Annotated in this window: 12 protein-coding genes and 1 other annotated feature; of the genes, 10 read left to right on the top strand and 2 right to left on the bottom strand. The window is 43.8% G+C overall.

Features of this window, described 5'->3' with window-relative positions; genetic code table 11:
* The first annotated feature begins 2 nt into the window (after positions 1–2).
* The 6 genes from walK to SB660_RS04830 all read left to right on the top strand — a co-directional run bounded on the left by walK (position 3) and on the right by SB660_RS04830 (position 6,666).
* Positions 3–1,841: a cell wall metabolism sensor histidine kinase WalK gene (walK, locus tag SB660_RS04855; protein WP_169056093.1), complete on the top strand. Its 1,839-nt coding sequence runs from the start codon at positions 3–5 to the stop codon at positions 1,839–1,841.
* A complete protein-coding gene (yycH, locus tag SB660_RS04850; RefSeq protein WP_268497275.1) occupies positions 1,831–3,210 on the top strand; it encodes a two-component system activity regulator YycH in 1,380 nt (459 codons plus the stop codon). Before walK ends, yycH begins: the two co-directional genes overlap by 11 nt.
* Positions 3,197–4,060, top strand: a complete 864-nt coding sequence (locus SB660_RS04845; RefSeq protein WP_058013224.1) for a two-component system regulatory protein YycI — start codon at positions 3,197–3,199, stop codon at positions 4,058–4,060. The genes yycH and SB660_RS04845 overlap by 14 nt, the downstream gene beginning before the upstream one ends.
* 6 nt (positions 4,061–4,066) lie before the next feature.
* Positions 4,067–4,861 (top strand): MBL fold metallo-hydrolase, encoded by a 795-nt coding sequence (locus tag SB660_RS04840; RefSeq protein WP_061410151.1) that lies wholly within the window; start codon positions 4,067–4,069, stop codon positions 4,859–4,861.
* Between the two features lie 78 nt (positions 4,862–4,939).
* On the top strand, positions 4,940–6,130 hold the full coding sequence (locus SB660_RS04835) for a S1C family serine protease (RefSeq protein WP_370339340.1): 1,191 nt from the start codon (positions 4,940–4,942) through the stop codon (positions 6,128–6,130).
* 68 nt (positions 6,131–6,198) lie between these two features.
* On the top strand, positions 6,199–6,666 hold the full coding sequence (locus SB660_RS04830; RefSeq protein ID WP_169056089.1) for a GNAT family N-acetyltransferase: 468 nt from the start codon (positions 6,199–6,201) through the stop codon (positions 6,664–6,666).
* 36 nt (positions 6,667–6,702) lie between these two features.
* Here SB660_RS04830 and SB660_RS04825 read toward each other — a convergent pair whose 3' ends face one another.
* The gene (locus SB660_RS04825) at positions 6,703–7,584 is read right to left on the bottom strand and encodes an ABC transporter ATP-binding protein (RefSeq protein ID WP_180309769.1); all 882 of its coding nucleotides are present in this window, start codon (positions 7,582–7,584) and stop codon (positions 6,703–6,705) included.
* Positions 7,585–8,274 (bottom strand): ABC transporter permease subunit, encoded by a 690-nt coding sequence (locus tag SB660_RS04820; RefSeq protein WP_169056087.1) that lies wholly within the window; start codon positions 8,272–8,274, stop codon positions 7,585–7,587.
* A gap of 192 nt (positions 8,275–8,466) precedes the next feature.
* Positions 8,467–8,737, top strand: a binding site (T-box leader).
* Positions 8,738–8,847: 110 nt separating this feature from the next.
* Between SB660_RS04820 and SB660_RS04815 the strand changes: the two genes are divergently transcribed.
* The 4 genes from SB660_RS04815 to SB660_RS04800 are packed head-to-tail and all read left to right on the top strand — an operon-like array spanning position 8,848 to position 12,836.
* A complete protein-coding gene (locus tag SB660_RS04815) occupies positions 8,848–9,708 on the top strand; it encodes an SAM hydrolase/SAM-dependent halogenase family protein (RefSeq protein WP_061410146.1) in 861 nt (286 codons plus the stop codon).
* A 14-nt stretch (positions 9,709–9,722) separates the two neighbouring features.
* Positions 9,723–10,280: an ECF-type riboflavin transporter substrate-binding protein gene (locus SB660_RS04810; protein ID WP_012011871.1), complete on the top strand. Its 558-nt coding sequence runs from the start codon at positions 9,723–9,725 to the stop codon at positions 10,278–10,280.
* 19 nt (positions 10,281–10,299) lie between these two features.
* Positions 10,300–12,015, top strand: coding sequence for an ABC transporter ATP-binding protein (locus SB660_RS04805; RefSeq protein ID WP_410581582.1), 1,716 nt, complete (start codon positions 10,300–10,302; stop codon positions 12,013–12,015).
* Positions 12,006–12,836: an energy-coupling factor transporter transmembrane component T family protein gene (locus tag SB660_RS04800; RefSeq protein ID WP_144519736.1), complete on the top strand. Its 831-nt coding sequence runs from the start codon at positions 12,006–12,008 to the stop codon at positions 12,834–12,836. Before SB660_RS04805 ends, SB660_RS04800 begins: the two co-directional genes overlap by 10 nt.
* Positions 12,837–12,918: the final 82 nt, after the last annotated feature.

Genomic DNA, 12,918 nt, shown 5'->3' with positions numbered 1-12,918 from the left:
TTATGAGTAAAGTAGGTTTTTTTCGCTCGATTCACTTTAAATTGACCTTGATTTACGTGCTGCTGATCATCGTCGCCATGCAGATCATTGGCGTGTACTTTGTGAAGCAGCTAGAGCAGTCCTTAATTAATTCATATGATAATTCCTTGAATCAGCGAATCTACTCGTTATCGTATTACCTAGAACAAGATTCATCGAAAAGTAAGGCAGAATTAAAAGAGGATGCTCAAAAGATATTAAACGACTTTAATAACAAAGATGAGTCTAATGAAATTTCTGAAGTCAGCTATATTGACGAAAGCAGAGAGGTGATTGCCTCTGTGAATAACGGCAGTCAGGAGATTGCCGGTAAGAAAATCACAGATCAAATCATTAGCCGGATTTTCGCAGTAGGCAAAGACTATGAAAAGAAATTCTATGACCCAGAATCAAATAAAAGGGTGCGTATTTCTGCGACAGCCGTGAAAAATGAAAACCAAGAAACTGTCGGTGTGATTTATGTTGTGTCTTCGATGGAGAGCGTGTTTAACCAAATGCGAACCATTAACACCATTTTGGCGACGGGGACACTGATCGCCCTTGGGACGACCGCACTACTTGGGATTTTCATCTTTAGAACCATCACTCATCCTATTTCGGATATGAGGAAGCAAGCGATTGAGCTCGCCAAAGGGAACTTTTCCAGGAAGGTTCGAAAGTATGGACATGACGAGATTGGCCAGCTTGCGACAACCTTTAACCATCTGACGAGAGAGCTGGAGGAAGCGCAGCTCATGACAGAGGGAGAGCGGAAGAAACTTTCTTCTGTCATTGCCTATATGACAGATGGCGTCATCGCCACGAATCAAAACGGTGCGATTATTCTATTAAACAGCCCAGCATTAGAGCTGTTAAATGTTTCACGTGAAACAGCACTAGAGATGCCGATTACGTCCTTACTGGGTCTTGAGGACACGCATACCTTTGAGGATTTAGTCGAAAATCAAGATTCCATGCTGCTAGAAATTGAACGCGAAGATCAGCTGTCTGTTTTGCGTGTGAATTTCTCAGTGATTCAGAAAGAGCACGGAAAGATTGATGGTTTAATTGCGGTTATTTACGACGTCACAGAGCAGGAGAAAATTGATGCAGAACGCCGTGAATTCGTTGCGAACGTATCACATGAGCTGCGCACCCCACTGACGACGATGCGAAGCTATCTTGAGGCGCTGGCTGAAGGTGCAATTGGTGATAAAGAGCTTGCACCAAGGTTCCTCAGTGTCACGCAAAATGAAACAGAGCGCATGATTCGGCTTGTCAACGACCTGCTGCAGCTGTCTAAGTTCGACAGCAAGGATTATCAATTCAACCGTGAGTGGACGAATTTTATCAGATTTATCTCATTGGTCATTGATCGTTTTGAAATGACAAAGGAGCAGCATGTCGAGTTTATCCGCAATCTTCCGCAGCGTGAAATATATGTGGAAATTGATCAAGATAAAATCACACAAGTGCTCGATAATATCATTTCCAATGCCATGAAATACTCTCCAGAGGGTGGACATATCACGTTTACCGTTGATCTGGATGAGGAGAAGGGCCTTGTATTATTCAGCGTCAAAGACGAAGGAATCGGTATTCCGAAGAAGGATATGGATAAAATCTTTGAACGTTTTTATCGAGTGGATAAGGCGAGAACAAGAAAACTTGGCGGAACCGGCCTAGGCCTTGCGATTGCAAAAGAAATGGTTCAGGCTCATGGCGGAGATATTTGGGCTGACAGCATTGAAGGAAAAGGAACAACAGTGACCTTTACCCTTCCGTACAATGAAGAACAAGAGGATGATTGGGATGAAGCGTGAGACCTTTAAAACCATAATATTGACAATCCTAATTGCGATCAGTCTTGTGTTTACGTGGAATATTTGGATGTTCCAGCCCGTCATGCAGGACCAGGCAGATGCCGGCACTAAGGTCGTGGAAACGAAGAAGATTTCAAGCGACGAGCCGCGGAGCCTCATTGATGTCGTGAAGCCGCGCGAGATGTTCATCCATTCAAATGGGGAGCATTTGAAAGTGGATCAAAAGGAACTCTTTCAAAACTTCTGGAATGATGTGAGCCTTTGGGATGTGAAAGAGATTTCGGATGTGTCAGATCAATATTCGGAGCAGAAATTTAAGAATTTCTTCTATGGAAACGGAGGACAGGGGAAGACATTGGATCTTGTGTTCAATGACCCGATTCCGATTGATATTTTCCAAGCGCTGTTTAAATGGCCGAACAAGTCCATTGAATACAACTCGTTTGATCGGATGATTGTGCCGTTCTCCCAGCAGGATAAGGCCAACAAGAAAGTTTATTTGGTTTCATACAGCAAGGAAACGGTGCTTGAGCTGACAATAGAGTCCGCTAACTATCGGAATCTCATGGACAGTATCGCAGCTGCTCAAAACGAGATGCCGCGCTACGATCTCTATACATTCTCAGCGAATTCGAAACGAGATTTCCTCCTTCCGAGAAAGCAAAAGCAGCTTGAAGCGAAAATGTTCTTTATCGAAACGATTAAGACCAGCAAATTCAAGGACGCTCTGTTTACGGACCCGAGTCTTGTCGGTGAGGAGTCTAATTTAAACCGGACGGTGTACACAGATGGCACAAGTCGTCTTGAAGCCAATCAAAAAGACCACCGCATCCAATATCAGCACCGCAATATCAATTCCAGCACCGTTTTCCAAACGGGCGATTTGATCAAGCGAAGTGTGAAATATTTCAATGATACGGGGAGCTTTACCGATGACTATCAATACTTTGGCATCAATAGCAACCAGCAGCTTTCCTTTAATATGTTTATGGATGGCCTGCCGATCGTCAACAGTACAAAGCATCCATTTGGGATGACCTCTCTTGAAGTACAGTGGGCGAATGATGACATCTTGAGTTACAAGCGTCCAAACTATATTCTAGGCAACAAAGCAAGTCAGAGTGAACAGGTCAAACTGATGAATGGGACAGAGCTGAAAGACTTAATCGTCAAGCAGACGAAATATGATGACCTTGAAAAAATTGAACAAATTTTTCCGGCCTATCAGGCTGCTTCCACTCCATCAGATCAAGATCAAGCGATGTTTGTCTGGCTGGAGCCAGTATGGTGCATGAAATACAACGGCAAAACCGTGATTCTATCGCATGATTTGTTGACAGAGGGGAGCGAGAATCATGGAGTGGAATAAGACCAAAACGATCTTTATCCTAGCCTTTCTCGTTCTCGATATCTTTCTGGGTTTTCAATACTTTGAAAAACGATCAACCGATCATTTTGCGATTATCGAAAAAACGGATACGCTGGAAGAAATGAAGGCAGACGGGATCAAATATGGCAATCTATCAGATGAAGCGAAGATTGGCTACCGCATTACAGCTGAAAAGAAGCAATATACGAAAAAGGATGTCGACGAATTAGCTGATCAAAAGGCGAAAAGCACATTCCCGAAAACAGACAAAGATGATCCTGTCACGCTGCTTGAAATGACCTTCAATAAACCAGTGGCCTTGCCGAAAAAAGATATGAAAACAGCGGCGGCAAACCTGGTGAACCAGCGTTTGCTAGATGGGAAGAATTATAAGCTGTGGAGTATTGATGAAGAGGCAGGGAAAATCGTCTTTTTCCAAACGTATAAAGGGAAATACATTTTCCAAGAGGGGCTTGATGACTCCGAAACCATCGGAAAAATCACCCTAGATCTAAATGATAAAAACGAGGTCGTATCGTATCAGCAGTCGATGGTGATATCGATTAATGAAGTGAGAAAAGAAACCCTTGTCCCAGCGCTTGAAACCGTGAAGGACTTATATACGCAAAACATGCTGAGCCAAAACACGACCGTGAAAAAAGTAGAACTTGGCTACTATACGCAATACCCGGGTGCAAGCACGCAGGTCATGGTGCCTGTATGGCGAGTCGAGCTTGAGGGCGTATCAACTGGTTCAAAGAAAAAGACAGAAGAAGAATATTTGATCAATGCCATCGATGGCTCAACACTTGATCACATAGAGAAAGATGACAAATCTTCAATGGAGTGAGAGAACATGAGCTTGCAGTTCAGTGTACTAGCGAGCGGAAGTACGGGGAACGCTTTTTATTTAGAAACAGACGAGCATGCCTTTTTAGTGGATGCTGGTTTAAGCGGCAAACAAATGGTCGAGCTGCTGAGTCAAATCGACCGCAAGCCTGAAGACTTGGACGGCATTTTTGTGACACACGAGCACTCAGATCATATTAAAGGGCTCGGTGTCATGGCAAGAAAGTACAAGCTTCCTGTCTATGCAAATGCGAAAACATGGAAGGCGATGGAGTCTCATATCGGAAAGATTGATACAGAGCAGAAATTCCATTTTGATATGGAAACCGTCCAATCCTTCGGCGGTCTCGATGTTGAGTCCTTTGGCGTCTCACATGATGCGGCTGAGCCCATGTTTTACGTGTTCCATTATGGCGGGCGCAAACTTGCCTTAATGACGGATACAGGCTATGTGAGTGACCGTATGAAAGGGATCATTCAGTCAGCCAATACATTTGTATTTGAGAGCAATCATGATGTCGGTATGCTGCAAATGGGCCGATACCCGTGGAGTATTAAGCGTAGAATTTTGAGCGATGTCGGACATGTTTCAAATGAAGATGCCGCTCTTGCGATGACAGATGTCATTGGAGATGCCACCTCACGCATTTACTTGGCTCACTTGAGTCAAGACAACAACATGAAGGATTTAGCCCGTATGGCGGTCCAGCAGACGCTTGAGATGAAAGGCTTTGTTGTCGGGGATGGCTTTGATTTATATGATACGGACCCGAAAAAGGCAACCCCGCTTTGCGCCGTATGATTTTTACAATCGGATGATTAAGATAAGAGCTTCTTACCAACACTATATACATCATCTATTCACTGAAAGGAAGGAAACATAGTGGATTATCGCGATGTAGAGTGGAAGCCGAGACGAAGCAGAAAAGGATATTTCCTATCTGGTCTGATCGGCGTATTGGTAGGAGCTTTTTTAATGGGATTCTTTTTCCCCTATGTATCAGGTCAGAGCGGCAGTCCCTTTGGGTGGCAGCAGAACGGAGATGGGCAAGCAGCACAGGGTCCTTTAAAGACCATCAATGTGAACGTCAATGATGCGGTCACAAAAGTCGTATCTCATATGTCGGATACGGTTGTCGGCGTCATTAATATCCAAAAGTCGAGCTTTTGGGAAGAAGGCGGAGAGGCAGGCAGCGGGTCAGGTGTGATTTATAAGAAAAAGGGTGACACCTTTTATATCGTGACCAACCATCACGTCATCAAAGGTGCCAACCAGCTTGAAGTGAGTCTTCAGGATGGGACAAGAATTGGCGCCAACCTTGTCGGAAGCGATCAGCTCATGGATTTAGCGGTTCTCACCGTTAAAAGTGATAAGATCAAGCAAACCGCTGCCTTTGGAAATTCAGATCATGTGAAGCCCGGTGAGCCAGTGATCGCCATTGGAAATCCATTAGGGCTTGAATTCGCAGGCTCTGTCACACAAGGTGTCATTTCAGGAACGGAACGTGCGATTCCTGTAGACTCGAATGGAGACGGACAGGCGGATTGGAATGCGGAGGTACTGCAAACAGATGCCGCCATCAATCCAGGTAACAGCGGTGGTGCCTTGATCAATATGGACGGAAAAGTGATCGGCATCAATTCAATGAAGATTGCTGAATCAGAGGTAGAAGGCATCGGGCTGTCTATCCCGGCGAATCTTGTCATCCCTGTTATAGAGGATTTAGAGCGCTACGGAGAGGTGAAGCGTCCGTATCTAGGTGTTGGCATGAAGTCTTTAGCAGATATTGCGAGCTATCACTGGGAGGAAACGTTAAAGCTGCCGTCTAAAATCACATCAGGTGTTGTCGTGATGAGTGTCGAGCCTTTGTCTCCAGCAGGAAAAGCGGGGCTAAAGGAACTGGATGTCGTCACCTCCTTTGATGGCAAGAGTGTACAGAATATCGTAGACCTTCGTAAGTATTTATATCAAAAGAAAGTCGGCGACAAGGTAAAGGTGCAGTTTTACCGAAGTGGAAAGAAAAAATCAGTAGAGATCAAACTTTCTCAAACCGACCGATTCGGCGGATAACCAGTTCCTTGATGGGACTGGTTTTTTTTGCATGCTCATCATATGATGGAGGAAAGGGGGCGATACGATTGGTTACATTACAGCCAATGTCACAGACGGATTACGATGTATTGATGGAGAAGGCCATTCAGAGGTACGCAGAAGAAAAGGTACTTGCAGGGACTTGGGGAAAGGAAGAATCACTTGCAAACGCCGAAGAACAATTTGATCGGCTGCTTCCTGAAGGACTGCAGACAGAGCATCATGAGCTATGGAATCTCTTGAATGGGGAGGAAGCGATTGGCTGGGTTTGGCTTTGTTATGACCCCAATCACCCGCAGAAGGAAGGATTCATTTATAACTTTTTCTTATTCGAAGCTTATCGAGGGAAAGGCTTTGCAAAGCAGGCCATTGCTGCATTAGAGGAGCAGGCAAAGTCATTAGGAGTGCAGAAACTCTCGCTGCATGTCTTTGCTCACAATCAAATTGCCCGTTCATTGTATGAGAAGACGGGATTTGAAGAAACCGGAATCTATATGAGTAAACCTTTATCATAAAGAAGAAGCACCGTGCGGATCGCATACGGTGCTTTTTTATGAGGAGCTCATGGCATCCTGAGCCGTGACTCTGTATAAATCAACTTTGCATTTCACGAAAGCGCGGATGATTGATGGAACTTGAGCTTCTGAACGAATCAACAATGAGGTCTCGTCATCACTGATCACAAGATCTGTTCCCACAGTTTGTAAGTACTGCGTGAGAACAGGCTTCACCTCATCATCAATCCACGCATGCTTGAAGGTTGCACGTATGTTTGAGGATGTGATGGTTTTCTCTTGAGGGAGTGTATGGGGGGACACTAATTTTCCTTCAGAAATAAAAGCAGTTTTGGTACAAATACTATTTGTGAACCTTGGGCGGTCAGCCGTTAAAAAGACGGTTTTCCCTTCATGTTTTAACGTGTCAATGACCTGCTGGATGTGCAAGATCGAATCTGCGTCAATATCGGCAAAAGGCTCGTCGAGTAAAATAAATTCGGGTCGATGGGCGATGGCCTGCGCCATGCCAAGCCGTTTCTTCATACCGGGTGTGAAGGAACCGACCTTTTCCTGCCGATAGTGATCCAAGCCGACAAATTCGAGCAGTTCTTCATAATCACTCGTTTTCTGGCGCGTCCCGGTGATTTTTGATAAGTAGGCAATATGTTCAAGTGCTGTCAGCCCTTCATATAAATCCGTATATTCGGGCAGAACACCGATATGCTGTCTCACCTTTTTTAATGAAGGCATATCCATCATCGTAAACGTCCCAGAGGTTGGCCGGGAAATTCCCGTAATGATATTGAAGAACGTTGTCTTACCAGAACCCTTCGGTCCAATGAGTCCGAAGATATCGCCTTGATTGACATCAAGGGTGATGTGATCTATTGCGACTTTTGTCCTGTATTTTTTTGTGAGTTCTTTTGTATATAGCATTTAGACATCCCTCCTTTGAAATAGGAGTGCTGTTCCAATGAGTAATACAACGGTTAATGCTGTATTCAAGAGTATATAGGTCAGCGGTTCACTCAAGCGCGCATAATAATAAGGCGTGATATATTGGAACCAATGAATCAATCGTTCTGAAGAAAGAACAGATATCATACTGACGATCGGGAAAAGAAAGGAAAACAACATCCCAACAAACATAGATTTCTGCGGGGTTGGAAAGAGCATGGACAAAAATAAAGCACATGAGATACCGACACTGATAAAGGTTAAGATTTTTAACGCATCAGAAAACAGAAAACGATGTGAAATCACCATATTCAGTACGTAGGTCGTCATAATACAGCTAAGCCAAAACAGCATCAGTCCAAGATATTTCCCAATAATAATGTTCAAACGGGTGGTTTTACTGACGAGAAAACGAATGGTTTTCAAATGGATTTCTCTGCTTAAAATATCGTGAGACAATAAGAAAATAAGGAAGAAACCAAATAGAGACATCACAAGTTCATTCCCAATGGAATAAGGATCCTTTGCCTGCTCCCATTTGTCCTGATGAGCAGCAATAAACGGTAGAGTTGAAACAAAAGTAGATAAAATGAAAATAATAACAATTGTTAAAATAGATTTTGTGCTTTTGAAGAGCTGCTTAAACTCATTCATACAGATGGTCCACACACGCTGTACCTCCCTTCATCTTTATTATACCGCTAGAAAGGAAAGACACCATATCTCGCTCTTTAACATTTGCTTAAATTTTATAAAAAAGAAGACTCTTCCAGAACAGTTAACTCATTTTTGAAAATGTTCAGAAAAATATCTTGATTTATCAAAAAACATCATGTATGATAGCTTTAATTCAAGATAGTTAAACAGGCGATGACGAGAGAAAGTACAATCATCAATTTTTCCACAGAGAGCTTCGGCAGCTGAAAAGAAGCAAAAATAATGATTCGAAAAATGGTCTCTGAGCCTCGTGCTGAACATATCCATGATATTAGTAGGACACGACGAGAGTTGGTACTCGTTATCAAAACCACAGTATATGAGCCAAATTGGAGCTTTGTACTTGTAGAGGCTGTTTAGCGCGAGCAAACAGTAAATAAAGGTGGTACCACGAGACAAATACCTCGTCCTTATGATTCAAAGATAAGGATGGGGTATTTTTTATTGTCCACTTTTTTCATACAAATGTTCAAATGTTCCACGTGAAACACCACATCCATTTTTTCAAATGAAAGGGAGATTGACATGAGTGAACATGCATTGGTTTTACAATCAGATTTCGGCATTGATGATGGAGCGGTCAGTGCCATGTACGGAGTGGCAAATACGGTCAGCAGCAGCATCCGCCTTTTTGATTTAACACACAATATACCGCAGTATGACATTTGGGAGGCATCTTACCGCCTGCTCCAAACCGTCACATACTGGCCGGAAGAGACGGTATTCGTATCCGTCGTTGACCCAGGGGTTGGGTCAGAAAGAAAGAGTCTTGTCGTCAAAACCACAAGCTCGCACTACATTATTACCCCAGATAACGGAACACTCACACACGTCGCACAGGATATAGGCATTGTAGAAGCACGTTATTTAGATGAAACCATTAACCGGCTGCCGAAGTCGGGAAAATCACATACATTCCATGGGAGAGACATTTACGCGTATACAGGGGCGAGAATTGCTTCAGGAGTGATTTCTTTTGAAGAGGTTGGGCCAAAGGCGAATATTGATGAAATTATTCACCTTCCAGTCGTACAGGCTTATGCGAAAGAAGAAGTAATCACAGGAACAATTGATATTTTAGACGTGCGGTTCGGAAACCTATGGACAAACATTCATCACACGCTATTTGAACAGCTTTCAATCAATTATGGGGATGCAATAGAAGTTACCATTGCCAACGGGCCAAAAAATGTGTATAAAAATATCATGACCTATGGACGATCTTTTGCCGATTTAAAGGTAGGCGAACCACTCGTATATGTCAATTCACTCGATCATTTAGGCGTGGCGATCAATCAAGGGTCATTTGCAAAGGCTTATAATATCGGGACAGGCACAGGCTGGCGCCTTTCGATTCGCAAAGCTCCGCGCATTATATACGAATAAGAGGAGGATACATCATGGCAGGTAAACAACTTTCAACGAAAACTGTCGTTGCCATCGGAATTGGCGCAGCCGTCTTTGTGATTTTAGGACGCTTCGTCTCCATTCCAACTGGGATTCCGAATACACAAATTGAGACATCGTATGCATTCCTTGCATTAATGGCCGTACTATTTGGTCCTGTTGCAGGCGCACTGATTGGGTTTATTGGTCATCTCATTAAAGATGCTACTACATTCGGCCCTTGGTGGAGCTGGATTATCGTTTCAGGTGTTGTTGGGTTATTGATCGGCTTCATTTCGAACCGTCTAAAAGTAGAAGAGGGCGACTTTGGCTGGAAAAAAATCACGCTCTTCAACGCCGTACAAGCAGGCGCACAAGCATTGGGCTGGTTTGTCATTGCCCCTGTACTCGACATTGTGATCTATGCAGAACCTGCGAACAAAGTCTTTGTTCAAGGCATCGTGGCAGGAATCTCAAACATCATCACAGTCGGTGTACTAGGAACCATCATCATTGCTGCTTATGCGAAAACGAGAAGCAAAAGCGGCAGTCTATCGAAAGAAACATCATGAAGCAAGGTGGAACACATAAATGAAGAAACCGATGATTCAATTCGAACATTTCGGATTCCAATATCGCAGTCAGGCAGAACCGACATTGAAAGATATCAACCTGACCATCTATGAAGGCGAAAAAGTCCTCATCGCAGGCCCGTCTGGTTCGGGAAAAAGCACACTAGCCCATTGCATCAATGGGCTAGTTCCTGCGTCTTATAAAGGTTCTATGGAAGGAAGTCTTCACATCGGCGGGAAAAATGCAGAGAAAGAGAACATTTTCTCCCTTTCACAGCTTGTCGGAACGGTGCTGCAGGACCCAGATGGACAATTTATCGGGCTGACCGTTGGAGAAGATATCGCGTTCACGCTTGAAAATGATCAAGTCACACGCGAAGAAATGAAAACACATGTCGAGGAAGCAGCAAGATTAACAGAGGTAGACGGCAAGCTGGCATCGTCCGTGCATGAGCTGTCAGGCGGACAAAAACAACGTGTCGCCATTGCGGGCGTACTTGTCAACGATGTCGACATTTTGCTGTTTGATGAACCACTTGCAAGCCTTGACCCTGCAACAGGCAAAGAAGTGATCGACCTTATTGACCGACTACAAAAACAAACGAAAAAAACCGTCGTGATGGTCGAGCACCGATTAGAGGACGTTCTTTTCCGCAAAGTCGACCGCATCATCGTCGTTAATGACGGCACGATTGCAGCAGACATGACACCAGATGAATTGCTCGCCTCAAATGTATTAGAAGCGGCTTATTTACGTGAGCCTTTATATGTAAGAGCCATGAAATATGCAGGCATTCCGGTCAAAGCAGGAGATCAGATCGCTAATTTACAGCATCTCACCTTAAATGACGAGGCAAAAGAGAAAATCGAGCAATGGATGGAAGCGTCTGAGCCGTCAGTCGAGCAGAAAGCAGCGCAAGATTTACTAGAAGTGCGTGAGCTGAGCTTTGACTATCCGACAAGACCAAACACACTGAACAACATCTCTTTTACCGTCAAAAAAGGAGAAATGATCAGCATCGCTGGAGCCAATGGGGCAGGCAAGACGACACTATCCAAGGTACTCTGCGCGTTCGAAAAGCCAACAAAAGGAACCATTCATCTAAATGGCGATGACATCACAGGAGATACCATCAAAGAGCGCTCCGAACGAATCGGCGTCGTCATGCAAAACCCAAATCAAATGATTTCAAAACAAATGATTTTTGATGAAGTCGCATTTGGTCTCGTTTTAAGAGGCGTAAAAGAAGACGACATCAAGGAACGGGTGGAGCGAGTCTTAAAAGTATGCGGTTTATACCCATTTCGGAACTGGCCGATTTCTGCTCTCAGCTTTGGACAGAAAAAGCGCGTCACGATCGCATCAATTCTTGTATTAGAACCAGAAATCATTATTTTAGATGAGCCAACCGCCGGACAGGATTTTAGACATTACACAGAGATGATGACGTTTTTAGAGCAATTAAATCAGCAGGGTATCACGATTTTGATGATCACCCATGATATGCACTTGATGCTTGAATACACAACAAGAACCATTGTCATTTCAGATGGAGAAAAAATCGCAGATGATACACCAGCCAAAGTGCTGACAGATCAGTTACTTGTCCAAAAGGCGAGCTTAAAGGAAACGTCGCTATATGAACTGGCGCTGAAAGCAGACTGGCCAAATCCAAATGAACTCGTGGATCGCTTCATTGAGGTTGATAGAAAGGAACGAATGACATGGCTGTAGACATGCTGTCCTATATCGACCGCCCGTCGCCAATTCACCGGCTGACAGGGGCAACCAAACTCATTTGCTTTATCCTCTGGTCATCCGCAGCGATGCTCACGTATGATACAGGCGTATTAGTGTTTATGCTAGTTGCCAGTATCGTGTTCTTTCAGCTATCAAACGTACGATTTCGTGATATCTCTTTCGTAGTGATTGTCTTGGCGATTTTTCTTGTCATCAATAACATCGCCATTTACATCTTTGCACCTCAGCAAGGAGTTGCGATTTATGGGGCAAAGCATGAGCTGTTTCACATTGCAGGCTGGTACAACGTCACACTTGAACAGCTTTTCTATCAGTTAAACATTACGCTCAAATACGTGACAGTGATGCCAGCAGCGCTTTTATTTATCGTGACAACAAATCCAAGTGAATTCGCCTCATCTCTCAGCCGAATTGGGGTCAGCTACCGGATTTCGTACGCGGTAGCGATTGCTTTGCGCTATATTCCAGATATTCAGCGTGATTTTCGAACGATTGCCATTTCTCAGCAAGCAAGAGGCATTGATTTATCGAAGAATGAAAAACTGGGAAAACGGATCAAAAATGCGCTGTCGATTGTGATGCCGCTGATTTTTTCCAGCTTAGAGCGGATAGAGACGATCAGCAATGCGATGGAGCTGCGCGGATTTGGAAAGCATAAAAAGCGCACATGGTTTACGGCGAAAGACTTTCAAAAAGCAGATTATGTGGCGTTAATCTTTGTTGGAGCGGTACTGATTGTGTCGCTAGTGATTACATTTGTTAGAGGAACGAGATTTTATAATCCATTTTTATAGGAAGGAGCCTTCACAGGAGTGGAGGCTTTTTTATTTGGTTTGTGGATAAAAGGTGTGGAAAATGGTAAAAGACTATTAACAT

The sequence above is a fragment of the Bacillus sp. SIMBA_005 genome (assembly GCF_046535585.1).
GTDB classification, from domain to species: Bacteria; Bacillota; Bacilli; order Bacillales; family Bacillaceae; genus Bacillus; species Bacillus pumilus.
The sequence above is the reverse complement of the archived record's forward strand: the minus strand, read 5'-3'. Positions and strand labels throughout refer to the sequence as shown.